Below are 25,561 nucleotides of genomic sequence, written 5' to 3' on the forward strand. Positions count from 1 at the left end.
CGAAAGCGTGCATCAATGGTATTTCGAAAAAACCGGCGGAGCCAGATGGATCAGATCTGCATGGCCATGCCGTGCACGTTCATCGCTGCCTGGCGCAAGGCTTCGGAACGGGTTGGGTGCGGGTGGCAGATCAAGGCGATGTCTTCAGCCGAGGCGGCAAATTCCATGGCCACGCAGAACTCGCCGATCATTTCGCTGACACTCGGGCCAACCAGGTGCACGCCGAGCACCTCATCGGTATTGGCATCGGCGATGACTTTGGCGAAGCCTTCGGTTTCGTGGTTGATCTTGGCGCGGCTGTTGGCGGTGAAGGGGAACTTGCCGACCTTGTAGGCGCGGCCTTCGGCCTTCAGTTGCTCTTCGGTCTTGCCGACGGTAGCCAGTTCCGGGCGGGTGTAGATCACGCCGGGGATCAGGTTGTAGTTCACTTCATGCGGCTTGCCGGCGATGCGCTCGATGCAGGCAACCGCTTCGTCTTCAGCCTTGTGCGCCAGCATCGGGCCGGAGGTGACGTCGCCGATCACCCACACACCGGGGACAGAAGTGCGGTGGTGTTCATTGCTCAGCATGCCGCGCTTGTCGGTTTCCAGTCCTACGCTTTCCAGGTTCAGGCCCTTGGTATATGGGCGGCGACCGATGGCGACCAGCACGTAGTCTGCCTGCAGGGTTTCTGCGGCGCCGCCGGCGGCCGGCTCGAGCGTCAGGCTGACACCGTCGGCTTCAGTCTTAGCCTGGGTCACCTTGCTGCCGAGCTTGAATGCCATGCCTTGCTTGGCCAGGGCCTTTTGCAGGGTCTTGGCGGTTTCTTCATCGGTGCCTGGGCAGATGCGGTCGAGGTACTCGATGACGGTGACCTGTGCACCCAGCCGACGCCATACCGAACCCAGCTCCAGGCCGATGACACCCGCACCGATCACCACCAGGTGCTTGGGCACCTGTGGTAGTGCCAGGGCGCCGGTGGAGTCGATGATGCGCTGGTTGTCGATGGTCACGCCGGGCAGGGGAGTGGGCTCGGAACCGGTGGCGATGACGATGTCCTTGGCCTGCAGCGCGGTCTCGCTGCCATCTTCGGCCTTGACGATGACCTTGCCGACGCCATCCAGGCGGCCCCAACCTTTCACCCAGTCGACCTTGTTCTTGCGGAACAGGTACTCGATGCCTTTGGTCAGGCCAGTCACGCTCTCGTCCTTCTGTTTCATCATCTGGGCGAGGTTGAGCGTCGGCTTCACTTCGATGCCGAGGTGGGCGAACTCCTCGCCGCTGGCGGCTTCATAAAGCTCGGAGGCGTGAAGCAACGCTTTGGACGGCATGCAACCAACGTTCAGGCAGGTGCCACCGAGGGTCGAGCGGCCTTCCACGCAGGCCACGCTCAGGCCCAGTTGGCCGGCGCGGATTGCTGCGTTGTAGCCGCCAGGGCCGCCGCCGATGATCACCACGTCATAGGATTTCATGGGTTTTGTACTCCAGATGAGGAAGCGCGAGAGGGGCATAAGGTTAAGCTGAGAAGGGCGGATTGTATACAATCTGATGCTTTCATCAGATCGGTTGGTTCTAGACCTTGGTCTCGTTTAGAGGAAACATCCCACCAATGAACTACTCTGTTCCGGCGACGTTCGAAATATCAGGCGTCGTGGCCTTTTAGGGATAGGAGGAGTGTTCATGCTTGCTCAACTTCCACCGGCACTGCAAAGCCTGCATCTGCCGCTGCGGCTTAAACTGTGGGACGGTAACCAGTTCGATCTGGGCCCAAGCCCGCAGGTCACCATCCTGGTCAAGGAGCCACAGCTGATCAGCCAGCTGACTCACCCAAGCATGGACCAGCTTGGTACTGCATTCGTGGAGGGCAAGCTGGAACTGGAAGGTGATATCGGTGAAGCCATCCGTGTATGCGACGAGCTCAGCGAAGCGTTGCTGACCGACGAGGATGATGCCCCGCCTCAGCGTCTGTCCCATGACAAGAGCACAGACGCCAAAGCCATTTCCTACCACTACGATGTCTCCAATGAGTTCTATCAACTCTGGCTCGACCAGGACATGGCCTATTCCTGTGCCTATTTCCGTGAGCCGGACAACACCCTGGACCAAGCTCAACAGGACAAGTTTGATCACCTGTGCCGCAAGCTGCGCCTGGATGCCGGTGATTACCTGCTCGATGTGGGGTGTGGCTGGGGTGGGTTGTCGCGGTTCGCTGCGCGCGAATATGGCGCCAAGGTCTTCGGCATCACCCTGAGCAAGGAGCAGCTCAAGCTCGGGCGCGCGCGGGTCAAGGCAGAGGGCCTGGCTGACAAGGTCGACCTGCAGATCCTCGACTACCGCGACCTGCCTCAGGATGGCCGCTTCGACAAGGTCGTCAGCGTCGGCATGTTCGAACACGTCGGGCACGCCAACCTTGCGCTGTATTGCCAGAAGCTGTTTGGTGCAGTGCGCGAAGGTGGCGTGGTCATGAACCATGGGATTACCGCCAAGCATGTCGATGGCCGACCGGTCGGGCGTGGGGCAGGTGAGTTCATCGACCGTTATGTGTTCCCGCATGGTGAATTGCCGCACCTGTCGATGATCAGCGCGAGCATCTGTGAGGCGGGGCTGGAGGTGGTAGACGTCGAGAGTCTGCGCCTGCACTACGCCAAGACGCTGCATCACTGGAGCGAGAACCTGGAGAACCAGTTGCACAAGGCGGCGGCGCTGGTGCCGGAGAAAACGCTGCGAATCTGGCGCTTGTACCTGGCCGGTTGTGCCTATGCGTTCCAGAAGGGCTGGATCAACCTGCATCAGATCCTGGCGGTGAAGCCATATGCCGATGGGCACCATGATCTGCCCTGGACGCGGGAAGACCTTTATCGTTGAGCGTTCTGCGAATGAAGAAGGGGCCGCAAAAGTGGCCCCTTTTTTCATTCACAGAATGGGTGAAATCAGCCGTGCTATGCGCATCCCCAGTTGCTGAACACGGTGGGTATCGCGGCTATCTTCGGCGGTGATCTCGCGGGCCTGCTCGAAGTCGTCCAGCAACATAGCCTCCACCTGGTCGGCGAACAGGCGATCCACCGTAAGCAAGGTGATTTCGAAATTGAGCCGGAACGAGCGGTTGTCCAGGTTGGCGCTGCCGATCGCACTGACCTCGTCATCCACCAGCACCACCTTCTGGTGCAGGAAGCCGGGCTGGTAGCGGAACATGCGCACCCCCGCCCGAACCGCCTCGAAAGCGAACAGGCTTGAGGCTGCATAGACAATTCTGTGATCGGGACGAGATGGGATCAGCACACGTACATCCACCCCGCGCAGCACAGCCAGGCGCAAGGCGGCGAACACCGCTTCATCCGGAATGAAGTAAGGGCTGGTAATCCATACCCGCTTGGTCGCCGACTGGATGGCTTCGATGAAGAACAGCGAACAGGTTTCCTGCGGGTCTGCCGGGCCACTGGCAAGGGCTTGGCAAAGTACGCCATTGTCGGGGTAGGTATCCGGCAGGATCAACGGTGGCAGCTGGCGCGTGGCCCAGTACCAGTCTTCGGCGAATGACTCTTGCAGGCAGGCCAGTACCGGCCCGCCGATTTGCACGTGGGTATCGCGCCAGGGGGACAGGATTGGGTTCTTGCCTAGGTACTCGTCACCCACGTTGTGCCCGCCGATGAAGCCGAGCAGGCCATCGACCACGACGATCTTGCGGTGGTTGCGGAAGTTGACCTGGAAGCGATTGAACCACCCGCGGCGGGTGGCAAAGGCGTGGATCTGCACTCCACCATCACGCAGCACCTGGCTGTAGCTGGCGGGCAAGGCGTGGCTGCCAACCCGGTCATACAGCACGAATACTTTCACCCCCTCGGCGGCCTTGCGCAGCAGCAGTTGCTGCAGGGCCTTGCCAAGGTGGTCGTCATGGATGATGAAGAACTGCACCAATACCGTCTCGCGTGCCTGCTCGATAGCGGCGAAGATCGCGTCGAAGGTGGCTTTGCCATTGATCAGCAGCTTCACTTGGTTATTGGCCAGGCAAGGCATTCGCCCGAGTTTCGGCATGGCACGCAAGGCGGCGTAGCTTTCCGACTCTTTGGCGGTAAGGGCTTCCTCTACCCAGGGCCGCCAGTTGAGGTTGGCCATGGCCACGTGCATTTCCTGGTTGGCCTGGCGTCGGGCCTGGATGTAGGCGTAGAAGGATCGCGCACCAAAAACCAGGTAAGGAATCAGCGTGAAGTAAGGGATGAAGAACAGCGACATGGCCCAGGCGATTGCGCCTTGGGCGGTACGCACGGTGAACACTGCATGCAACGCGGCGATCATGCCAAGCAAGTGAATCAGGCCGAGCACGTAGCCGAAGAAGTAGGGGCTGTGGTAATCCATACGCATCCTGCTTGCCGAATACACAGCGGATAACAGAACACGTTCCAGGTCCGCCTTGCAACCTGAAAGCGGATTTGGCGTCTAAGGCTGAGCCCGGCCAGTTGGTCGGTTTTTCGAGGAGCGTTCGTTCATGAAGATTCGTCTGCCACTGTTGGCTCTGGCCTTGGGCCTGAGCAGCCCACTGGTGCACGCGCAGATGTTGCAACCTGGCCTGTGGGAGCTGACTACCAGCAACATGCAGGTCGATGGCAAGCCGTTACCCGACATGCAGTTCATGCTCGGGCAGTTGAAGAACCTGCCGCCGGAACAGCGAGCCATGATGGAAGGCGTGTTGGCCAAGCAGGGCGTTACCATCGGCGGCAACGGCGTGCGGTCGTGCCTGACGCCTGAACAGGTGCAGACCAATGATATTCCGTTGCAGGACCCTAAGTCCGGCTGCACACAGAAGATCACCGACCGCTCTGGCAATGTCTGGAAGTTTCAATTCAGCTGCCCGAAAGCCCAGGGTACTGGCCAGGCGACTTTCCTCAGCGACAAGGAATTCACCACTCAGGTCAACGGCACCTTCAATGCTTCGGGTGTTCAGCAACAAGGCAGCATGAACACCCGGGCCGTATGGCTTGGTAACGACTGTGGAACAGTCAAACCCCGGACCTGAGCTTCACCACTGCCACTGGCTGCTGGCTACCGCATCGTGGGCGTGCAGGCTTTCTGCATGTTCCACGCGCAGCTTGAAGGCAGTTGCCCACTCCAATTGCCGTAGCGACTGATGCAGTCGCCGAGCGGCGTCTTCACAGAACATCAGGTTCTGCCCGTTGGCCAAGGCGAATGCCTGTTCGTCTGCACGTTTTACGGCGGTCTGCACTGCGGTACCCAGGCTGACTTCAATCCGGTCGATCAGCTCGGTTATCGGTAACGATGCAAGGTTGTTTTGAAGGCGCACGTTAATCAGCGCCTGGCTGCGCTGACTATGGGGTGTTGCGACGATGCCATGGCCGCTGCCCAACCATTCCAGTACCGAACTGCGCTCCAGCTGCTTTTCTGCAAAATCAGCTTCGAACTGCTGCTGAATCAGTTGCCTGGCCAGCGCTGCCGAACAGGGGCAAGTTGAGGAATAGGGCACACTAACTGATAGTTCCACGTGGAACATTTCATTTTCTATCTTCGCTTCGAGGGTTATCGGATAGCGCTTCCAACCGGCGAGTGGACTGACCAGTGCGGGGCGCTTTAGCAGGTAGTCGAAAGCCAAGTTGATATAAGCCGCATTGGAAAGCCCGTCGTGGCTTGCGAGGAAGTCCGCCAAAAGACGGCGGATGGCCAAGGGCGTCAATGGCTGCTGTTCGAGCGCTTCCAGCGCGAGGTAGAGGCGAGACATGTGAATACCCCGCGCAGTGCCATCCACCAAGCTGACACCGGCATCAGCCATGGCCGATACGTGACGGCCGTCGAAATAGATGGGCAAGGCGATACCGCACATGCCGACCCAATCAAGTGGGGCGGCGTGCTCTTGGGGCTGTGCGGCAATGTCTGGAAGCGTCAGGCTAGTCATGCGGGATACCAGGCGAAGGGTCAGCGACATCCGCCGACCAGGCTGCAATGCAAATTGAAACGTTGGCCGCTGGAGCTGGAAACTCGATTCAAGGTGGTCCAGCCAACACGCCGGCTGTAGCCGAACCAGGCTTCCCCATCGCTGGCCAACCCGGTGAAAAACGTTAGCGTGCCATAGCGGCTGTTGGTCTGCGCCCAAAGCCGTCGCGTTGCTGTGTCAAATCCGCGCAAGTAGAAATGGCTACCTTCCGTGCGCACGCTGTAGTAACTGCCGTTGCCGTCCTGGCAGGCCAGCAACGTTGCGCTTCGGGTACATAGCGCCAGCGAACTGCTCTGTGCCAGTGCCATGGCAGGCACTGGCGTGAGAAGCAGCAGCAACAGGGCAGCAGGTGACAGGCTCATTTCCATCTCCGAAGTGCGCTTGCGACGAATGCGACTTGGCGAAATTGTAGTGTTACTTTATAACATTATGCAATGCATCGTTTCGAGTGCGTCCGCCTGAAGAGGTTTCACCATGTCCCATCGCCTTCCTGTCACCGTGCTTTCCGGCTTCCTGGGCGCCGGCAAAAGTACCTTGCTCAACCATGTGCTGCGTAATCGCGACAACCTACGGGTCGCGGTGATCGTCAACGACATGAGTGAAATCAACATCGATGCCAGCGAAGTGCAGCGCAATGTCAGTCTCAATCGCGCTGAAGAAAAACTGGTCGAGATGAGCAACGGCTGCATCTGTTGCACCCTGCGTGAAGACCTGCTGGAGGAAGTCGCGCGGCTCGCCGAGGAGGGCCGCTTCGACTATTTGTTGATCGAGTCCACCGGCATCTCGGAGCCGCTGCCGGTCGCCGAGACCTTCACCTTCCGCGATGAGCAAGGCCGTAGCCTGTCCGACATGGCGCGCCTGGACACCATGGTCACCGTGGTCGATGGCTTGAACTTCCTGCGCGATTATCAGGAAGCCGACAGCCTGGCTAGCCGCGCAGAGACGCTGGGCGAAGAAGATGAGCGATCCATCAGCGACCTGTTGATCGAACAGGTCGAGTTCGCCGATGTACTGTTGTTGAGCAAGATCGACTTGATCAGCCAGCACGAGCGTGAAGAACTTACCGCCATTCTGCGCAGCCTCAACGCCCGCGCGCAGATTGTGCCGATGGTCATGGGCCAGGTGCCGCTGGCGCGGATTCTCGACACCGGGCTGTTCGACTTCGACCAGGCTGCGCAGGCGCCGGGTTGGCTGCAGGAGTTGCGCGGCGCGCACATCCCGGAAACCGAGGAGTACGGCATTGCGGCGACCACCTGGGAAGCCCGCCGGCCCCTGCACCCACAACGCTTCTTCGACTTTATCCACAACACCTGGAGCAATGGTCGGTTGCTACGCTCCAAGGGCTTTTTCTGGCTTGCCAGCAAATTTCAGGAAGCCGGGAGTTGGTCGCAGGCCGGCGGCATGATGCGCCATGGCCTGGCCGGGCGCTGGTGGCGTTTTGTGCCACGAGAGCATTGGCCGCAAGATGAGCAGAGCACCGCGGACATCCTCAAGCATTGGCATGCCGAAACGGGTGACTGCCGCCAGGAGCTGGTGTTCATCGGGCAGAACATCGACTTCGCGCAGTTATCCACAGACCTGGATGCCTGCCTGCTGAATGATGAGGAAATGGCGCTCGGCCCGATGGCCTGGCTTCGCTTGCCGGATCCGTTCGGCCCCTGGCATACCGAGGAAGCAGCATGAACCCGGCGCTGCGGCCTGGGGATATCCGCCAGGCCTTTGGTGAGGCACCAAAGGTGCTCACCGAGATCTTCCAGGATGGCGTGAACCTCGCCGTCTGGCAGCGCCGTTTGCCAGCACAGGTTGAAGACTTTGCTACCTTGGTGGTCAGCCTCGGCCAGTCTCTGGCTGACCAGCGTGTACTCGATGTGAGCGAGCACGAGCCACCGCAATTGCCTGGCTTGCTGCAGGAGGCTGCCGACCTGCATGGTTACGAGGGCTTTGTCGCCGATGTGAAGTGGCTGGTCTCGGCTTACACCTGTTTGCTCGGCGCACGGCGGGTGGGGTTGCGGCTAAGGGTGCTGCAAGGCGCCATGTGCCCGCGCTTTCATGTGGATAACGTGCCCTTGCGTTTGCTGACCACCTACGTCGGACCTGGTAGCGAATGGCTGGAAGAAGGCGTAGTTGAGCGGGCCGGTCTGCATCTGGCGGCGACTCCTGTGGATAACATTCGCAGCCTGAAACCAGGTGAGGTGGCTGTTCTGAAAGGGGAAAAATGGTTGGGCAATGAAGGGGCGGGACTTATCCACCGCTCACCTGCCAGTGAACAGCGGCGTCTGTTGCTCAGCCTTGACTGGCTGGCATGACGGGGCATAGTGGGGGGAACTCCGCATAGAAATCCTGGCATGCTGCAGAATATCCCTACCCACGTCATCGCCGGCCCTTTGGGGGCCGGCAAGACCAGCCTGATCCGCCAACTGATGGCCCAGCGCCCGGTTAGCGAACGCTGGGCTGTGCTGGTCAACGAGTTTGGCCAGGTCGGCCTCGATGCGGCACTAATGAGCCGAGACGAGGACGGTATTGCCATCGGCGAGGTAGCCGGAGGCTGCCTGTGCTGCGTGAATGGCACACCGTTCCAGGTTGGTCTTGGCCGCCTGCTGCGCAAGGCCCGGCCAGACCGGCTGTTCATCGAGCCTTCCGGGCTGGGTCATCCTTTGCAGTTGTTGAACCAGCTGGGGCAGGCACCCTGGGTCGGGGTACTGGCGGTGCAGCCGTTGGTGATGGTGCTGGATGCTCAGGCGCTGGCGCGAGGTGAGCCTCTGCCAGAGGCTCAACAGCAGGCCTTGCAGGTGGCGGCGCTGGTTCTGCTGAACAAAGCCGACGCTGTGGATGAAGATATCAAGTTGTTGATAAATAAAGAGTTTTTAAATATCCACAAGGTTTGGACCTTGCAGGGGTTGGTCGATCTCGAAATGCTGCCTGTTTCATCCACAAGTCAAAATGATGACAGTTCTGTGAATAATTTGCCTGGGGCAAGTCTATCCACAGCGCCTTCAGCCCTGTGGATAGATCCGTCTCTGCCAATTTGTTCGGCACAGGAGGGCGAGGGTGGTTGGAGCATCGGCTGGCGCTGGCATCCCAGTCAGCGATTCGACCCACAACGCTTGCAGGCTTTTCTCGCGGCCTGGCCATGGCGGCGCGCCAAGGGAGTTATCCACATCACTGATGGATGGCAGTCATTCAATGGACTGGAAGGTGTCTTGCCGCCGTGGCAGCCGAGTGACTGGCGCAAGGACTCGCGCATCGAGCTGATCTTCGAGCAGGCGCAGCCAGAGCCGCTGTTGCAGACGGCTCTGGCGAAATGCCTGATCGTGTAGGAGCGGCCTTGTGTCGCGAAAGGGCTGCACAGCAGCCCCAGCAATTTATGCGTTTGTGCTGAACTTTGGGGGCTGCTGCGCAGCCCTTTCGCGACACAAGGCCGCTCCTACAAGCGATCAGCCAGGGTTCAGTTGCGCCAGCGATTGTGTTCCTGGCGCCACTGCTGCATCTCGATCACATTGTCAGCCCGTGGCGGCGTCTTGATCTCGAACGGGTAGGGCGCCAGTTCGATCTGTACGCTGTGGGCACCGAACTGGGTCACGGTGCCGGGGTGGCGCTGTTCGCCGGTCACGGTGAACTCGAAGGCATAGACTCGGGCCAGCCGCTTCCTGCCGTTGGCATCGCGGATGAATGCGATGCGTTTGAGCGCAACGGCGTCATCCAGCAGCTCCAGATCGAGTTTGGCGCAGTGCTGTTTGACCCGCTCCAGGGCCTTCTCGCGCAGCCCATGGTTGTGCCATAACCAAGCGCCTGCCGTGGCCAGCAACATCAGGACGAAGAGATTCTCCAGGGTCAACATTTACGTATGCTCCAAACAAGTCGAACCAGCTTAACTGCGTCCCTGGCCTGTCGTACAGGTGGCAATCGAGTTCATACTGCGCGCTGCACAATCCTTGAAACTGCTTTGGAAACCGCCCGCATGAAACGTACTCCGCACCTGCTCGCCATTCAGTCCCACGTGGTGTTTGGCCACGCCGGCAACAGCGCTGCGGTGTTCCCCATGCAGCGTATCGGGGTCAATGTCTGGCCCCTTAATACAGTACAGTTTTCCAATCACACTCAGTATGGCCAGTGGGCGGGTGAAGTGCTCGCTCCAGCGCAAATTCCTGCGTTGGTGGAAGGCATTTCCAACATCGGCGAGTTGGGTCACTGTGATGCGGTGCTTTCCGGCTACCTGGGCAGTGCCGAACAGGGCCGGGCGATCCTCGTTGGCGTCGAGCGGATCAAGGCGGTAAACCCGAAGGCACTGTACCTGTGCGACCCGGTCATGGGCCATGCGGAGAAGGGCTGTATCGTTCCGCAGGAGGTCAGTGAATTTCTGCTCGATGAAGCAGTGGCCAAGGCGGATATCCTCTGCCCCAACCAGCTGGAACTCGACAGCTTCTGCGGCCGTCGTGCGCAATCCCTCGAAGACTGCGTGAACATGGCGCGCAGCTTGCTCGAGCGCGGCCCGCACGTGGTGCTGGTCAAGCACCTGGCATATCCGGGGCGTGCTGAAGACATGTTTGAAATGTTGCTGGTGACCCGCGAAGAAAGCTGGCACCTGCGTCGCCCCTTGCTGGCCTTCCCGCGGCAGCCGGTTGGCGTGGGCGACCTGACTTCGGGGTTGTTCCTGGCCCGGGTGCTGCTGGGAGACAACTGGCAGCAGGCCTTTGAGTTCACTGCGGCGGCCGTGCATGAGGTGCTGCTGGAAACTCAGGCCTGCACCAGCTACGAACTGCAGCTGGTGCGGGCCCAGGATCGCATCGCCCACCCGCGCGTGCGCTTCGAGGCGCAGCGTCTGGCGTTCTAGATCGCGTCGGTTTTCAGGTCCTGATAGCGCTTTTCCAGTTCCTGGCGGATCTGGCGACGCTGCTGGCCCTGCAGGAAGCGACGTTTCTCTTCGCTGGAGTGCGGCTGAAGTGGCGGCACCGGCACCGGGCGGCGGTTGTCATCGACCGCGACCATGGTGAAGAAGCAGCTGTTGGAGTGGCGTACCGAGCGCTCGCGGATGTTCTCGGTGACCACCTTGATACCCACTTCCATCGAAGTGTTGCCGGTGTAGTTGACCGAGGCGAGGAAGGTCACCAGCTCGCCGACGTGCACCGGCTCGCGGAAGATCACCTGGTCGACCGACAGGGTCACCACATAGCTGCCGGCGTAGCGGCTGGCGCAGGCATAGGCCACTTCGTCGAGGTACTTGAGCAAGGTGCCGCCGTGTACGTTGCCAGAAAAGTTGGCCATGTCCGGGGTCATCAGGACGGTCATGCTCAGCTGGGCGTTTCCAGGTTCCATAGTGTGCTCACGGTGAGGTTGCGCTGAATCGGGGCGGGTATCTTCTGACACTTCTGGTTCCCCTCTTGAAGGTTTGCCTTCCTGTTACGGGACGTTGCCGGACGCTCCGTCGTCACGCCTATCGCGTCATCAGAGGCGGCTGATCGGCCGATCTGTTTCTACATATTGCACCGGCTTTTTGCGGCGGGGTGCGATGTTACCCTGAGTACGCCCATGCAACATGGGCTTTCCTGCATTCAATACAGTATGTACTTGCTGCTCGCTCGGCTCGGCTTTGGCAGAGGAGCGGTCTGCCCGGGCATCCAGCAAAGTCGAAAAGGAGTATCGCGCCATGCATGCCATCAGCTTCATCCAGGACCTGGCAGTGATCATGCTGGTCGCTGGTGTGGTGACGATTCTCTTTCATCGCCTGAAGCAGCCTGTGGTGCTGGGCTACATCGTTGCGGGTTTCATCATCGGCCCGCATACCCCGCCGTTCGGCCTGATCCACGATGAAGACACGATCAAGACCCTGGCCGAGCTGGGGGTGATTTTCCTGATGTTCTGCCTGGGCCTGGAGTTCAGCCTGCGCAAGCTGTTCAAGGTGGGTGCCACGGCATTCATCGCGGCGTTCCTGGAAATCGTCCTGATGATCTGGATCGGGTTCGAGATTGGCCGATGGTTCGGCTGGAATACCATGGACTCGCTGTTCCTTGGCGCGATCCTGGCTATTTCGTCGACCACCATCATCGTCAAGGCACTGAACGACCTGAAGATGAAGAACGAGCGCTTCGCGCAGCTCATCTTCGGCGTGCTGATCGTCGAGGACATCCTCGGCATCGGCATCATCGCCTTGCTATCCGGCATCGCCGTCAGTGGCTCGGTCAGCTCCGGCGAAGTGTTTTCGACAGTCGGCAAGCTGTCGTTGTTCATGATCGTCGCGCTGGTCATCGGCATTCTGCTGGTGCCACGACTACTGGCCTACGTCGCGAAATTCGAAAGTAACGAGATGTTGCTGATTACCGTACTGGGCCTGTGCTTCGGCTTCTGCCTGTTGGTAGTCAAGCTGGAATACAGCATGGTGCTGGGGGCCTTCCTGATCGGTGCAATCATGGCCGAGTCGCGCCAGCTGCTGAAGATCGAACGCCTGATCGAGCCCGTGCGCGACCTGTTCAGCGCGATTTTCTTCGTCGCCATCGGCCTGATGATTGATCCGCAGGTGCTGGTCGACTATGCCTGGCCGATCGTGGTCATCACCTTGGCGGTGGTGCTGGGCAAAATGCTGTCGTGCGGCATGGGCGCATTCATTGCCGGTAACGATGGCCGTACCTCGCTGCGGGTGGGTATGGGCCTTTCGCAGATAGGCGAATTCTCCTTCATCATCGCGGCCCTGGGGATGACCTTACAGGTCACCAGCGACTTCCTTTACCCGGTGGCTGTGGCTGTTTCGGCCATCACCACGCTGCTGACACCTTACCTTATTCGCGCCGCCGATCCGCTTTCGCAGAAGCTTGGCAACGTCGTGCCACGGCGCCTGGCGCGGGTGCTGTCACTTTATGGGGAATGGTTGCGCAACATTCAGCCACAAGGTGAAAGCGCCATGCTGGCAGCGATGATCAGGCGCATCCTGCTGCAGGTCGGCGTCAATCTGGCGCTGGTGATCGCGATCTTCTTCAGTGGCGGTTATTTCGCCGGGCGCATCGGCGATTGGCTAAACGAGTGGGTGACTGATGTCAGCCAGCAGAAGGCGCTGATCTGGGGCGCGGCGTTGCTGCTGTCGCTGCCGTTCCTGATTGCCGCCTATCGCAAGCTGAAGGCACTGTCGATGCTGTTGGCAGAGATGGGAGTGAAGCCAGAAATGGCCGGGCGGCACACCCAGCGCGTGCGTCGCGTGGTTGCCGAGGTGATTCCGTTGCTGTCGCTGCTGGTGATCTTTCTGCTGCTGTCGGCATTGTCGGCAAGCATTCTGCCGACCAGCGAACTGTTGCTGGTGATCGCAGTGGTCGCGGCGGTGGTGGTGTCGTTGCTGTGGCGCTGGTTTATCCGCGTGCATTCACGGATGCAGATCGCCTTGCTGGAGACGCTGGAGAACAGTCGCGATCATTCGCACTGAGGGCATGCCCTCTGCGCAAGATTTCGCCGTCGTACGAGGGGATGGAGCGGTAACGATGTCGCCAGGCGCAGAAAGCCTGGCGATTTTAACTGCATTGATGGCACTAAGCCATGTTTTTGCCTGTGTTTCAGCTCTCCAGCCACACGTCCCGAGCCCAGTGCCACACTGACTCCCAGCTTTCCTCGGCAACGGCTTCTTCGTCGCCTTCCCACAGCACCACGGTGCCGTCTTCTTCGACGCAGTAGTAGTTGTTGCCGTCTTCGCACAGTGGAATCAGGTCACGTGGAACACCGGCATCCCAGGCGTTGGCAGCGACGTCGGGCAGGTAGGTATGGGATTGCGGGTCGGTGCAGGTCACCGGTTCCAGCGAGCCGTACACTACATCGCTGACGGTCAGCAGAAACTCTTTGAACACGAACGGAATGTTGATGAACAGCTGTTCTTCGATCTCGACCAGTTGGTCTTCGTCCGGAAGCTCCAGCGGCACCGGCACGGGTTCATTGGCTTCACGGAGTTGTTCAATCACTTCTTCCACGGTTTACATCCTCTGACCTTGATGACAACGCTGCGCGTTATACCCTAGTAGCCCGCTCTGGCAAAAGCAAAAACCCCGGGACAGGCCCGGGGTTTTTTGTGCAACGCGCGGCGGTTAACCGTTTTGACGGATACCGGCGACCAGCCAAGGCTGGTTCTCGCCCTGGGCGCGAACCATGTGCCAGCTTTCGCTGAAGGCTTCGCCCTGGTCGAAGCGCGAGGTCTTCGACACGCCACGGAAGGTCAGGGTGGCGTCGGTACGGTCGGCGCGATCGTCGACACCGTCCAGTTGCACATCAAGGTCATCGATGTAGGTGGACTGGAAGCCATCACCCAGGTCAGCGCGCTCGCGTTTGAGGAACTCGAGCATCTGCGGGGTAACGAACTCGGCGATCTTGTCCATCTCGTTGGCATCCCAGTGCTGCTGCAGCGACTGGAAGTGGCTGCGGGCCGCGGCAAGGAAGCTCTGCTCGTTGAACCAGGCCGGTGCGTTGATCACCGGAGCGGGTGCGGCGGCAGGGGTGGCCGAACCACCGAAGATCGACGGCTGGGCAGGCTGGCCATGCGCTTCACGCTGGAACGGCGCGTGGCCTGGAGCTGCCACTTGTGGCTGCTGCTGACGACGGCGTGCGGCAATGAAGCGGAACACCAGGAAGGCGATCAGGCCCATGATCAGGAAGTCCATGATCTGCATGCCCTGGAAGCCGTCACCCATGAACATGGATGCCAGCAGGCCACCGGCGGCGAGGCCTGCCAGTGGGCCCAGCCAGCGCGAAGCACCGCTGGCGGCGGCCGGGGCGCGGCCAGGAGCGGTCGGCGCGGCAGCAGGCGTGGTTGGCGTTGCCTGGCGGGTCTGGTGGATAGGCGCGGCGCCCGAGCTCTTGCCGCCGCCGAAGCGCTTGGCGTTGGCGTCCAGGCTCAGCGTCAGGCCGACGCAGAGCGCCAGTGCGATGCTAAGAAAACGTTGCATAAATGGGATTTCCCCTGTTGTGGATTGCACGCGCGCCATGGTGCACAGGTTCCTGTGCACATGACCAGCGACAAGATGTTTCCAGCTTTTGCCTGAGTGTTACAGGCCTGCCATCTGTTCGATGGGTTGATGCTGCCCGTGTAGGAGCGGCCTCAAATGGCCTCGAGCTTGGCGTACCCCAGCATGAGCCATTTGCTGCCTTCGGCAAAGTTTACCTGCACCCGTGCCTGGGCGCCGGAGCCCTCGAAGTTGAGGATCACCCCTTCGCCAAACACCGCGTGCTGCACGCGTTGGCCAAGGTTGAAGGCGGTCTGCGGAATATTGGCATTGGCGAACAGGTTGCTGGCGGTGCTTGTCGAACCGCCGAACGGTCGGCTGACACTGTTGGAAAGGCGTACTTCCTGAACCAGCCCACTCGGGATCTCGCGTACGAAACGAGACACTTTGTTGTAGGTCTCGCTGCCGTAAAGGCGGCGGGTCTCGGCATAGGTCATGATTAGCTGGCGCATGGCGCGGGTGATGCCCACGTAAGCCAGGCGGCGTTCCTCTTCCAGGCGGCCGGGCTCTTCCAGGCTCATCTTGTGCGGGAACAGGCCCTCTTCCATGCCCACCAGGAACACATAGGGGAATTCCAGGCCTTTTGCGCTGTGGAGGGTCATCAGCTGAATGCTGTCTTCGTGCTCGTCCGCCTGGGCATCGCCAGCCTCCAGCGAGGCATGGCCAAGGAAGGCCGACAACGGCGACAGGTCGGCATCGTCTTCGCTGGTTTCGAAGTTGCGCGCGGCACTGACCAGTTCCTCAAGGTTTTCTACCCGTGCCTGGCCCTTTTCACCCTTTTCTTCCTGGTGATAGATGATCAGGCCGGACTGCTCGATGGCCGTCTGGGTCATGGTGTGCAGCGGCATGTCGGCGACCTTGCTGGCCAGGCCTTCGATCAATTCGATGAAGGCACCCAGGGCGGAGGCGGCGCGACCTTTCAGCGCCTTGGCGGCCAGCAGCTGGCACATGGCTTCCCACATCGACAGCTGGCTGTGGCGGGCGTGCTCGCGAATGGCTTCGACGGTTTTTTCGCCGATACCGCGTGGCGGCACATTGATTACCCGCTCCAGCGCCGCATCGTTGCCGCGGCCTTCGATCAGACGCAGGTAGGCCATGGCGTTCTTGATTTCGGCGCGTTCGAAGAAGCGCTGGCCGCCGTAGATGCGGTAGGGGATGCGCTCGCGCAACAGCGCCTCTTCCAGCACCCGTGACTGGGCGTTGGAGCGGTACAGGATGGCGATGTCGTTGCGGGCGCTACCTTGCTTGATCAGGCTCTCGATGGTCTCGACCACATAGCGCGCTTCATCGTGTTCGTTGTAAGCGGCATACAGCGTCAGTGGCTCGCCTTCGCCCATGTCGGTCCACAGTTCCTTGCCCAGGCGCCCGCTGTTGTTGGCGATCAGCGCGTTGGCGGCCTTGAGGATGCCGCCGGTGGAGCGGTAGTTCTGCTCCAGGCGGATCATTTCGGCGTCTGGGAAGTCGGCAGTGTACTGGTGAATGTTCTCGATCTTGGCGCCGCGCCAGCCATAGATGGACTGGTCATCGTCACCCACGGCCATGAGGCTGCCACCGTTCTTGCCCGCCAGCAGGCGCAGCCAGGCGTATTGCACGGCGTTGGTATCCTGGAACTCGTCCACCAGCAGGTGGCGGAAGCGCCGCTGGTAGTGTTCCAGCAGGCCAGGGTGGTCGCGCCACAGGTCGAGGGCGCGCAGCAGCAATTCCGAGAAGTCGATGACCCCGGCGCGTTCACAAGCCTGTTCATAGGCGCTATAGACATCGCGCATGGTCTGCAGGAACAGGTCGCCGCTGGCCTGGATATGTTGCGGGCGCAGGCCCTCGTCCTTTTGCCCGTTGATGAACCACTGAGCCTGGCGCGCCGGCCATTTCTGCTCGTCCAGGCCGAGTTCGCGCATGACGCGCTTGATCAGCCGTTGCTGATCATCGCTGTCGAGGATCTGGAAGTTCTGCACCAGGCGTGCTTCCTGCCAATGCGCTCGCAGCAGGCGGTGCGCCAGGCCGTGGAAGGTGCCTACCCACATGCCCGCTGGGTTGATGCCCAGCAACTGCTCGATACGCTGGCGCATTTCGGCGGCAGCCTTGTTGGTGAAGGTCACCGACAGGATCGAGTGCGGCGAGGCCTGCTCGACCTGGATCAGCCAGGCGATGCGGTGCACCAGCACGCGGGTTTTACCGGAACCGGCGCCAGCAAGCACCAGCTGACGCCCAAGCGTGGCCGCGACGGCCTGGCGTTGGGCATCGTTAAGGGAATTCAGCAGGAGGGAGAGGTCATCTGTGTGCATCCGGCCATTCTAGGGGGAGGCCGGACAAGGGGCAAACATCTACTGTATGAATATTCACCTTGAGCGCTGTCGCTCATCGGCTTCTGCCGCCAGCAGTTGCCTGATCGCCCGCATTGCGGCAATCAGGCTGACTCGCACCGGGTTTACTCGTTTGCCTGGCGATAGCCAATTTGAACCCTTTGGGAGCCCGCAGGCTCAATGACCTCCAGAGACTTCCACGAAGTACCACCTTCGCGCCGGAAGTACACATTCTTCTGGGTAACGACCTGCGTGAAAAAACCTTCCTTCTCCATAAGTTGCAGTTCAAGTACTTCCCAGCCTCCGCGGTGGCGTACCTTGGGTTCTACCAAAACCGGCTCGATGCCTGGGTGGGCAACCGTCACGGTACCTTGAACTTCGAAGTAAGTCGGCTCGCCTGGTACATCGTTGTTGTAGGCAATCAGGTTGTTGATCGTATTCATGATGAGTTCCTTGGAAAATGAGCGTAGCGCCAACGGACGCAGCACTACCTTCGCTTTCCATGGCCGCCGATGGGATCTGGCAGCGTTTCAGCTATACCAGTGACTGCACCTGTGTGTATGAAAGATGACCCTGAGCAGTTTGGCCAAGCTTGCTGTTTGTGTAAGATCGCAGCTCGTTCAGTGCCAACCATAACAAGAACTCTACAAGAACCAGCGCTATGACCCAGGACTGCACGGCGATCGGAGTATCGCTGGAGATGACAAGGAACGTGCGCAGGCAGTTCGCCACTCAGCTTTCCGTCGAGCGAACCCGTCTGCTGTATCAAGGCTCTCTGCTACCCACATTGTTCATGCTGCTCAACGGCCTGCTGTGCGCTTGGCTGCTGTGGAGCCCTGGGCGATATCTGCTGGTGGGCGTGTGGCTGGTATGGCTGCTGGCGCTGGTGGCCCTTCGAGTGATCCAGGTTGCGGCGTTCGAAGCCGCCTCGGCACAACGCCAGGCTAACCCCGGCTGGCGTCGCATGTTCCTGTTCGGCTCGGCATTCAGTGGCTTGACCTTGGCTTGTGCCGCAATCGCCCTGGTGCCGGAAGACAACTTCGTGCAGCAGGCCTGGGTGTTCGGCCTGCTGGGAATGGCCAGCCTGAGTGCGAGCATTGCCTATGCAGTCAGCCTGCCGGCCTTTCTCAGCTTTGCCTTGCCCTGCCTGTTGCCGCCCACCCTGTTCCTGTTCTACTTCGAGGCGGGGCTGCAACGTGGCTGGGGCTGGCTAGGCCTGATATTGCTGGCGGCGCTGGTGGTAGTGGCCTGGCAGGTCAACCGGCTGCTCGACCGCAGCCTGCTGCGGCGTTTCCAGAACCAAGCGTTGAACCAGGACCTGCAACGGATTTCTGCGCAGAAGGTGCTCGAAGAACAGCAGCGCCTCGCTGCAACGGTGTTCGAAGCCTGCAATGACGGTGTGGTGATTCTCAGTGCCGATCTCGTGCTGCTTGCAGTGAACCAGGCCTATTGCCAGATGACCGGCTACAACCGCTCCGAGCTGCTGGCGCGCGAGCTGTTCGAATTACCGTGCCACTGCGATGTGCGCCGGCACAGCCAGGCGATCGAGCTGGCGCTGGCGCAGCAAGGTGGCTGGCAGGGTGAGCTGGTAGAGGCACGCAAGCTTGGCGAACTGCATCCACAGCGGCTGCAATTGACTGCTGTACGCGATACCCAAGGCAACCTGAGCCAGGTAGTCGGCTTCTTCACCGACCTCTCGGCGCGTCGGGCGTCTGAGGAGCGCCTGCGGTACCTGGCGCACTACGACGAATTGAGCGGGTTGGCCAATCGGTCACTGTTCCGGCTGCGCCTGCAAGAAGCCGCGCAACGCGTGCGCAGCAATGGCCGCAGCCTTGCTCTGCTGCATGTCGATCTGGACCGCTTCAAGCTGCTCAATGAAAGCCTGGGCCATGAGCTGGCCGATCAGCTGATTCACAAGATAGCGCGGCGCATTGTCAGTACCGTTCCCGAGGCGGATACCGTGGCGCGGCTTTCCGGCGATGAGTTTGCTGTCCTGTTCGATGGCTACAGCAACCTGTCGAGCCTGGTGCGGGTCACCACCCGGTTGTTGAACAAGTTGCGCAAGCCGCAGCGGCTCGATGGGCACGAGGTCGTGGTCAGTGCTTCGGTAGGCATCAGTGTGCTGTCCGATGTCACCCTCGATGCCGATGCCCTGATCAGCCAGGCAGACATGGCCAAGCAGCATGCCAAGCATTTGGGCGGCGACAACTTCCAGTTCTATACCGAGAGCCTGCGCGCCAGCACCCTCGAGCGCCTGCAACTGGAGAACCAGCTACGCAAGGCCATCGAAGAAGAGCAACTGATGGTCTATTACCAGCCCAAGCTGTGCCTGCTCAGCGGGCACCTGCATGCCGCCGAGGCATTGGTGCGTTGGCAGCATCCAGAGTGGGGCATGGTGCCGCCAGGGGAGTTCATCGGCCTGGCGGAAGAAACCGGGCTGATTGCCCCCATCGGTGAATTCGTGCTCCGCCATGCCTGCAGGCAAGCGCGCGAATGGCAATGCCAAGGGCTGGAGGTGCGGGTTTCGGTCAACCTGTCGGTTTACCAACTGCGTCAGGGCAAGCTGGTCAGCCTGGTGCGCCAGGTGCTTGAGGAAACCGGGTTGGCACCGCACCTGCTGGAGCTGGAACTTACCGAAAGCCAGCTGCTGGACAGCGTCGAGCACATCATCTCGACCTTCCAGCAATTGCATGCGTTGGGAGTGAAACTGGCCATCGACGATTTTGGCACCGGCTATTCGTCATTGAGCTACCTCAAGCGCCTGCCGGTGGACTATGTGAAGATCGATCAGGCATTCATCCGGGGTTTGCACGAAGGCAGCCAGGATGCGGCCATTACCCGGGCGATCATCACCATGTCCAGAGGCCTGGGCCTGAAGGTGGTGGCGGAGGGAGTGGAAACGGAAGAACAACTGGCGTTCCTGCGTGAGCAGGCCTGTGATGAGGCACAAGGGTACCTGATCAGCAGGCCCATTCCGGAGCCTGAGTTCAGGCAGATGCTTGCCCGTCCGTGGGCGCCTTGAGCGCACCCACACTCAGCTATGCCAGTGCCTGCCATGCCTGGCCAGCAGGCTGTTGGCCTGTTCCGGGCCGTTGCTGCCGGCGGCGTAGTGGCGGGGCGCCTGGAAGTGCTCTTCCCAACCCTTGATGATCGGGTCGATCCAGGCCCAGGCGGCTTCTACTTCGTCGCGGCGCATGAACAGCGTCGAATCGCCCTCCAGAATGTCCAGCAGCAAACGTTCGTAGGCGTCCCAGCGGCGTGTCTGGCCGAATACCTGGGCAAGGTTCAGGTCCAGGTCGACAGGTTCCAGGCGCATGCCCTTGCCGGGACTCTTGGTCATCATGCGCAGGCTGATGCGTTCCTCAGGTTGCAGCTGGATCAGCAGCTGGTTGACCTGGCCGCCGTTGAACAGCTCGTGGGGCACCGGCTTGAACTGGATGACGATCTGCGACGAGCGCCGAGCCATGCGCTTGCCGGTGCGCAGGTAGAATGGCACGCCGGCCCAGCGCCAGTTGTCGATGTGGGCGTGCACGGCGACGAAGGTTTCGGTGTCGGTGTCGTTGTCGACGTCTTTCTCGAAGTAGTAGGCCGGTACTTCCTGGCCGCCAATGTGCCCGGCACCGTACTGGCCGCGCACGGTCTTGTCTTGCACGTCCTGGCCAGTGATGGGTTTTAGGGCCCGCAGGATCTTCACTTTCTCGTCGCGCACGGCTTCGGCCTCGAACTGCGCCGGTGGCTCCATGGCCACCAGACACAGCAGCTGCAGCAGGTGATTCTGCAGCATGTCGCGGGTCGCCCCGGCGCGGTCGTAGTAACCACCACGGTTTTCCACGCCGAGGGTTTCGCAGACGCTGATCTGCACATGGTCGACCTGATTGTTGCGCCACACGGGCTCCAGCAGAGCATTTGCAAAGCGCAGGGCCATCAGGTTCTGCACGGTTTCCTTGCCCAGGTAGTGGTCGATGCGAAACACCTGCGATTCATCGAACACTGCGCCGATCGCCTCGTTGATCGCGGTGGCGGATGCCAGTGAGTGGCCGATCGGCTTTTCCAGCACGATGCGCGCTTCGTGGTCGGCCAGCCCGGCAATACGCAGATGGTTGGCGATTGGTACGAAGAGGTTGGGTGCAGTGGCCAGGTAGTAGATGCGGGTCAGCCCTCCAGGCTCGCCGAGGTAGCGGGCCAGGCGACCGAAGTCGGCGCTTTGCGCAGCGTCCATGGGGAAGTAGTCCAGGCGTGCGGAAAAGCGCTGCCACACTTCTTCCTCGAAATCGTTACGGGCGATCTGTGCCCGGCAATGGCGCTCGGCAAGCTTGAGGTATTCGTTACGGCTTATGTGGCGGCGGGCGAGGGCAATGATGCGTACCGCGTTGTTAAGGCGTGCCTCGCGATACAGGTGATAGAGCGCTGGCAGCAGTTTGTGCAGGGCCAGGTCACCGGTGCCACCGAACACCAGAATGTCGCAAGGAATAGTCAAACCACCACTCTCCACGTTCGTTTAACTGGGCGGGTTGGCGTCCATGTAGTATAACTACAAGAAAGCTACATCCCGGCCAGCCGATCATAACCGAGTCCAGCCCGTGAATCTGTTGCAACATATCGCCCAATCGCGCCACCTGCTGCGCAAATCGGAACTCAAAGTGGCCGACCACGTGCTGCTCGACCCGGCTGCCGTGATGCACAGCTCCATGGCCGACCTGGCGCACAGTGTGGGCATCAGCGAGCCGACCATCGTGCGTTTCTGCCGGGCGATCGGTTGTTCGGGCTTCCAGGATCTCAAGCTCAAGCTGGCGCAAAGCCTGGCGGCCGGTGCCAGCTTTGGCCAGTTCGCCATTCATGAAGATGACTCGGTTGCCGACTACAGCCTGAAGATTTTCGACACCACCCTGCACACGCTGATGGAAGTGCGTGAGCACCTCGACCCACAGGCCCTGCAACAGGCCGTGAGTGCCATGGCTCAGGCGCAACGCGTGGAATTCTATGGCTTTGGCGCATCCGGTGCGGTTGCCGCCGACGCCCAGCACAAGTTCTTCCGCCTGCTGCTCAGCGCCGCGGCCTACTCTGACCCGCACATGCAGGCAATGTCAGCAGTGACGTTGAAGCCAGGCGACGTGGCAGTGTGCATTTCCCAGTCGGGGCGCTCCAAGGACCTGCTGATCACCGCCAACCTGGTGCGTGAAAGTGGTGCCAACCTGATCACCCTGTGCCCGAGCGCGACACCATTGGCCGAGCTGTCGACGGTCAACCTGGCGATCGACGTGCATGAAGACACCGAGATCTACACCCCGCTGACCTCGCGCATCGCTCACCTGGTGGTGATCGACGTGCTGGCCATGGGTGTGGCCATGGCCCGTGGGCCGAGCCTGGTCAATCACCTGAAAAGCGTCAAGCGCAGCTTGCGCAGCCTGCGGTTGTCGCCCAAGTCGATCAAGGCTACCGACGACTGAGTTCCGCCTGATCCGGCCCTATGGGGCAAGCCCGCTGCTACAGGTACTGAAGGCGGTGCTATTCCTGCGGGAGCGGGCTTGCCCGCGAGAGGCCCGCAAAGGCAAAGCAAATTTCACGGTTCTGTCACCATTCCACAGCCAAACCGTAAACCCTCAAGGCCAGTCTGAAACTCCCGCATCCTAACTGGGAGACAGGCAATGGCTCGTGACTTCGAAGGTACGTACCACCCCAGCGCCAAGGCTCGCAAGCAGCAGGAAAAGGATCAGCGCCGCATGGAATACCGCCGCGCGATCGAAAGCTATTGCGACCAACGTCAACTGCTTCGTGAACTTGTGGATTATCCCGAGTTGCGAGAGCTCACGGTTTGGCAAGCGTCGGCGGCAGCTTCCCCGAGAAGCGCTCAACAAGCGCGCTGATCAGAGCACGTTCGCTGCGGATGAACGCAAGAAAGGCCAGGGCCACCGGCGATTGCCGCTTGGCCTTGGCTTGCACCACGCACCAGCTGCGGTACAACGGCAACTCCTCAACAGGCAGCTCCCTGAGCACCCCCGTGGCCAGCTCCATGTTCACCGCGTGGCGGGTCAGCAGGGCGATACCCAGGCCGGCGATCACGCATTCACGCTGGGCGTCGGCCGAAGCCACTTCGAGTGTCTGGGTGAAGTGCACGCGCTTGTCCTTGAAGTACTCCTCGCAAGCCTTGCGCGTTCCCGAACCTTGCTCACGGACGAGCAAGGTATGAGGCTCCAGGTCTTGCAGGCGAAGCTGCTCCAGCTTGCACAGCGGGTGCTCCGGTGGGGCGACGGCGACGATCGGGTTGTTGAGGAACGGCAGAAACTCCAGCCCCATGTCCTGTGGCACCATCGACATGATGATCAGGTCGTCGCGGTTGTCGGAAAGCCGGCGGATCGCCTGGGCGCGGTTGACCACGGTGAGGGTCAGGTTGACCTCCGGGTGTCGCTGCTTGAAGGCGGCGAACAGGTGTGGCACGAAGTACTTGGCACTGGACTCGATCGCCAGTTTCAGCTGCCCCTGCAGTGAGCCCTGCATGTCCGACAGCTGCATGTCGAGGCTTTCCAGGCGCCCGAAGATGTCGCGGCTGGCCCGTTGCAGTGCTTCGGCGGCTTCGGTCAGGTACAGCTTCTTGCCGACGTACTCGAACAACGGCTGGCCGATCAGCTCTTCAAGCTGGCGGATCTGTAGACTAACGGCGGGTTGCGTCAGTGCCATCTCCTCCGCCGCACGGCTGTACGAGCGCAAATCGCACACCTCGTTGAAGATCTGCAATTGACGCAATGTCATACGCATCAAGGACTTACGCATTATTATCGGCTCTTCGGCAATACCTTGTTACCGAACTATAAGCTTTTGCTAATACAGCCCCTAACAAATATTGATTTTTGTTTATCGACCTTCAGCGCTAGGGTGAATGTGCGACTGGCCAGCAACCTCTGGTCACGCGCCGACCGGTAAAACCGGATCGTCTGTTCCTACGGCTTTGGGAAGACTCCAGTGATAAAAAAAATCCTGATCGCCAACCGGGGTGAAATCGCAGTTCGGATCGTGCGTGCCTGCGCCGAGATGGGCATTCGCTCTGTCGCGATCTATTCCGACGCCGACCGTCACGCCTTGCACGTCAAACGCGCCGACGAGGCCTACAGCATTGGTGCCGAGCCGCTGGCTGGCTACCTGAACCCGCGCAAGCTGGTCAACCTTGCTGTGGAAACCGGCTGTGACGCCCTGCACCCGGGTTACGGTTTCCTGTCGGAAAACGCCGAACTTGCGGAAATCTGCGCCGAGCGCGGGATCAAGTTCATCGGCCCGGCCGCCGACGTCATCCGCCGCATGGGCGACAAGACCGAAGCGCGCCGCACCATGATCCAGGCCGGTGTACCGGTGACCCCAGGTACCGAAGGCAACGTTGCCGACATTCACGAAGCCCTGAGCGAAGGTGACCGCATCGGTTACCCGGTGATGCTCAAGGCTACTTCCGGTGGTGGCGGCCGCGGTATTCGCCGTTGCAACAGCCGTGAAGAGCTGGAACAGAACTTCCCGCGGGTGATTTCCGAAGCTACCAAGGCCTTCGGTTCGGCAGAAGTGTTCCTGGAAAAGTGCATCGTCAACCCCAAGCACATCGAAGCGCAGATCCTCGGTGACAGCTTCGGCAACGTCGTGCACCTGTTCGAGCGTGACTGCTCGATCCAGCGCCGTAACCAGAAGCTGATCGAAATCGCCCCAAGCCCACAACTCACCCCCGAGCAGCGCGCCTACATCGGCGACCTGGCAGTGCGTGCGGCCAAGGCGGTGAACTACGAGAACGCCGGTACCGTGGAGTTCCTGCTCGCCGATGGTGAGGTGTACTTCATGGAGATGAATACCCGGGTACAGGTGGAACACACCATCACCGAGGAAATCACCGGTATCGACATCGTTCGCGAGCAGATTCGCATCGCCTCGGGCTTGCCGCTCTCGGTCAAGCAGGAAGACATCCAGCACCGCGGTTACGCGCTGCAGTTCCGCATCAACGCCGAAGACCCGAAGAACAACTTCCTGCCCAGCTTCGGCAAGATCACCCGTTACTACGCCCCCGGCGGCCCGGGCGTGCGTACCGACACGGCGATCTACACCGGTTACACCATTCCGCCGTTCTACGACTCCATGTGCCTGAAACTGGTGGTCTGGGCGTTGACCTGGGAAGAAGCCATGGACCGCGGCCTGCGGGCCCTGGACGACATGCGCGTGCAGGGGGTCAAGACCACCGCTGCGTACTACCAGGAAATCCTGCGCAATCCAGAATTCCGTAGCGGTCAGTTCAACACCAGCTTCGTCGAAAGCCACCCGGAACTGACCAACTACTCGATCAAGCGCAAACCCGAAGAGCTGGCCCTGGCCATCGCCGCCGCCATCGCCGCCCACGCAGGCCTGTGAGG

The 25,561-nt window shown here is 60.6% G+C and carries 23 protein-coding genes; 11 read left to right on the forward strand and 12 right to left on the reverse strand.

Annotated features, from left to right (window positions below):
* Positions 1 to 50 precede the first annotated feature (50 nt).
* A complete protein-coding gene (lpdA, locus tag BUQ73_RS26315) occupies positions 51 to 1,451 on the reverse strand; it encodes a dihydrolipoyl dehydrogenase (RefSeq protein ID WP_079230274.1) in 1,401 nt (466 codons plus the stop codon).
* Positions 1,452 to 1,659: 208 nt separating this feature from the next.
* On the opposite strand from lpdA, the gene cfaB reads away from it, so the two are divergent.
* Positions 1,660 to 2,844, forward strand: coding sequence for a C17 cyclopropane fatty acid synthase CfaB (gene cfaB, locus BUQ73_RS26320; protein ID WP_079230275.1), 1,185 nt, complete (start codon positions 1,660 to 1,662; stop codon positions 2,842 to 2,844).
* Between the two features lie 48 nt (positions 2,845 to 2,892).
* On the opposite strand, the gene cls is transcribed toward cfaB, so the two are convergent.
* Positions 2,893 to 4,332, reverse strand: a complete 1,440-nt coding sequence (cls, locus tag BUQ73_RS26325) for a cardiolipin synthase (RefSeq protein ID WP_079230276.1) — start codon at positions 4,330 to 4,332, stop codon at positions 2,893 to 2,895.
* A gap of 130 nt (positions 4,333 to 4,462) precedes the next feature.
* Between cls and BUQ73_RS26330 the strand changes: the two genes are divergently transcribed.
* The gene (locus BUQ73_RS26330) at positions 4,463 to 4,990 is read left to right on the forward strand and encodes a DUF3617 domain-containing protein (protein WP_079230277.1); all 528 of its coding nucleotides are present in this window, start codon (positions 4,463 to 4,465) and stop codon (positions 4,988 to 4,990) included.
* Positions 4,991 to 4,993: 3 nt separating this feature from the next.
* On the opposite strand, the gene folE2 is transcribed toward BUQ73_RS26330, so the two are convergent.
* Positions 4,994 to 5,881, reverse strand: coding sequence for a GTP cyclohydrolase FolE2 (folE2, locus tag BUQ73_RS26335; protein WP_079230627.1), 888 nt, complete (start codon positions 5,879 to 5,881; stop codon positions 4,994 to 4,996).
* 20 nt (positions 5,882 to 5,901) lie between these two features.
* Positions 5,902 to 6,228, reverse strand: coding sequence for a glutamine synthetase (locus tag BUQ73_RS26340; RefSeq protein ID WP_416171840.1), 327 nt, complete (start codon positions 6,226 to 6,228; stop codon positions 5,902 to 5,904).
* Between the two features lie 166 nt (positions 6,229 to 6,394).
* On the opposite strand from BUQ73_RS26340, the gene zigA reads away from it, so the two are divergent.
* The 3 genes from zigA to BUQ73_RS26355 are packed head-to-tail and all read left to right on the forward strand — an operon-like array spanning position 6,395 to position 9,237.
* Complete coding sequence (gene zigA, locus BUQ73_RS26345) at positions 6,395 to 7,603, forward strand: zinc metallochaperone GTPase ZigA (protein WP_079230279.1); 1,209 nt, start codon at positions 6,395 to 6,397, stop codon at positions 7,601 to 7,603.
* The gene (locus BUQ73_RS26350) at positions 7,600 to 8,226 is read left to right on the forward strand and encodes a DUF1826 domain-containing protein (protein ID WP_079230280.1); all 627 of its coding nucleotides are present in this window, start codon (positions 7,600 to 7,602) and stop codon (positions 8,224 to 8,226) included. The genes zigA and BUQ73_RS26350 overlap by 4 nt, the downstream gene beginning before the upstream one ends.
* 39 nt (positions 8,227 to 8,265) lie before the next feature.
* Positions 8,266 to 9,237 carry a CobW family GTP-binding protein gene (locus BUQ73_RS26355; protein WP_079230281.1) on the forward strand — a complete coding sequence of 324 codons (972 nt, stop codon included), beginning with the start codon at positions 8,266 to 8,268 and terminating at the stop codon, positions 9,235 to 9,237.
* A gap of 128 nt (positions 9,238 to 9,365) precedes the next feature.
* Here the strand turns inward: BUQ73_RS26355 and BUQ73_RS26360 are convergent, their stop codons facing one another.
* Entirely contained in the window at positions 9,366 to 9,758 is a 393-nt protein-coding gene (locus BUQ73_RS26360; protein WP_027917088.1) for a DUF3301 domain-containing protein, read from the reverse strand.
* A gap of 120 nt (positions 9,759 to 9,878) precedes the next feature.
* Between BUQ73_RS26360 and pdxY the strand changes: the two genes are divergently transcribed.
* Entirely contained in the window at positions 9,879 to 10,751 is an 873-nt protein-coding gene (pdxY, locus tag BUQ73_RS26365; protein WP_079230628.1) for a pyridoxal kinase PdxY, read from the forward strand.
* Here the strand turns inward: pdxY and BUQ73_RS26370 are convergent.
* Positions 10,748 to 11,233: an acyl-CoA thioesterase gene (locus tag BUQ73_RS26370; protein WP_079230282.1), complete on the reverse strand. Its 486-nt coding sequence runs from the start codon at positions 11,231 to 11,233 to the stop codon at positions 10,748 to 10,750. The genes pdxY and BUQ73_RS26370 overlap by 4 nt on opposite strands.
* A gap of 331 nt (positions 11,234 to 11,564) precedes the next feature.
* Here BUQ73_RS26370 and BUQ73_RS26375 point away from each other — a divergent pair, with 331 nt between their 5' ends.
* The gene (locus BUQ73_RS26375; RefSeq protein WP_079230283.1) at positions 11,565 to 13,325 is read left to right on the forward strand and encodes a cation:proton antiporter; all 1,761 of its coding nucleotides are present in this window, start codon (positions 11,565 to 11,567) and stop codon (positions 13,323 to 13,325) included.
* 127 nt (positions 13,326 to 13,452) lie between these two features.
* Here the strand turns inward: BUQ73_RS26375 and BUQ73_RS26380 are convergent, their stop codons facing one another.
* The 4 genes from BUQ73_RS26380 to BUQ73_RS26395 all read right to left on the reverse strand — a co-directional run bounded on the left by BUQ73_RS26380 (position 13,453) and on the right by BUQ73_RS26395 (position 17,629).
* Complete coding sequence (locus BUQ73_RS26380; RefSeq protein WP_027917084.1) at positions 13,453 to 13,860, reverse strand: SMI1/KNR4 family protein; 408 nt, start codon at positions 13,858 to 13,860, stop codon at positions 13,453 to 13,455.
* Between the two features lie 114 nt (positions 13,861 to 13,974).
* Positions 13,975 to 14,829, reverse strand: coding sequence for a Tim44 domain-containing protein (locus BUQ73_RS26385; protein ID WP_079230284.1), 855 nt, complete (start codon positions 14,827 to 14,829; stop codon positions 13,975 to 13,977).
* 152 nt (positions 14,830 to 14,981) lie between these two features.
* Positions 14,982 to 17,168: a DNA helicase II gene (gene uvrD, locus BUQ73_RS26390; RefSeq protein WP_079230285.1), complete on the reverse strand. Its 2,187-nt coding sequence runs from the start codon at positions 17,166 to 17,168 to the stop codon at positions 14,982 to 14,984.
* 143 nt (positions 17,169 to 17,311) lie between these two features.
* On the reverse strand, positions 17,312 to 17,629 hold the full coding sequence (locus tag BUQ73_RS26395; RefSeq protein WP_079230286.1) for a hypothetical protein: 318 nt from the start codon (positions 17,627 to 17,629) through the stop codon (positions 17,312 to 17,314).
* 218 nt (positions 17,630 to 17,847) lie between these two features.
* Here BUQ73_RS26395 and BUQ73_RS26400 point away from each other — a divergent pair, with 218 nt between their 5' ends.
* Positions 17,848 to 20,208, forward strand: a complete 2,361-nt coding sequence (locus BUQ73_RS26400) for a putative bifunctional diguanylate cyclase/phosphodiesterase (RefSeq protein WP_079230287.1) — start codon at positions 17,848 to 17,850, stop codon at positions 20,206 to 20,208.
* Between the two features lie 12 nt (positions 20,209 to 20,220).
* On the opposite strand, the gene zwf is transcribed toward BUQ73_RS26400, so the two are convergent.
* A complete protein-coding gene (gene zwf / locus BUQ73_RS26405) occupies positions 20,221 to 21,663 on the reverse strand; it encodes a glucose-6-phosphate dehydrogenase (RefSeq protein ID WP_079230288.1) in 1,443 nt (480 codons plus the stop codon).
* A 103-nt stretch (positions 21,664 to 21,766) separates the two neighbouring features.
* Between zwf and hexR the strand changes: the two genes are divergently transcribed.
* Both hexR and BUQ73_RS28800 read left to right on the forward strand, forming a co-directional pair.
* A complete protein-coding gene (gene hexR, locus BUQ73_RS26410; RefSeq protein WP_027917078.1) occupies positions 21,767 to 22,633 on the forward strand; it encodes a transcriptional regulator HexR in 867 nt (288 codons plus the stop codon).
* 198 nt (positions 22,634 to 22,831) lie between these two features.
* Complete coding sequence (locus tag BUQ73_RS28800; protein ID WP_079230289.1) at positions 22,832 to 23,050, forward strand: PA3496 family putative envelope integrity protein; 219 nt, start codon at positions 22,832 to 22,834, stop codon at positions 23,048 to 23,050.
* Here BUQ73_RS28800 and BUQ73_RS26420 read toward each other — a convergent pair.
* The gene (locus tag BUQ73_RS26420) at positions 22,992 to 23,939 is read right to left on the reverse strand and encodes a LysR family transcriptional regulator (RefSeq protein WP_192858733.1); all 948 of its coding nucleotides are present in this window, start codon (positions 23,937 to 23,939) and stop codon (positions 22,992 to 22,994) included. The two genes, BUQ73_RS28800 and BUQ73_RS26420, sit on opposite strands and share 59 nt — an antisense overlap.
* A 204-nt stretch (positions 23,940 to 24,143) precedes the next feature.
* Between BUQ73_RS26420 and BUQ73_RS26425 the strand changes: the two genes are divergently transcribed.
* Positions 24,144 to 25,559, forward strand: a complete 1,416-nt coding sequence (locus tag BUQ73_RS26425) for an acetyl-CoA carboxylase biotin carboxylase subunit (RefSeq protein ID WP_054884776.1) — start codon at positions 24,144 to 24,146, stop codon at positions 25,557 to 25,559.
* The last annotated feature ends 2 nt before the right edge of the window (positions 25,560 to 25,561 follow it).

Source organism: Pseudomonas putida, assembly GCF_002025705.1.
In the GTDB taxonomy this organism is placed as follows: domain Bacteria; phylum Pseudomonadota; class Gammaproteobacteria; order Pseudomonadales; family Pseudomonadaceae; genus Aquipseudomonas; species Aquipseudomonas putida_J.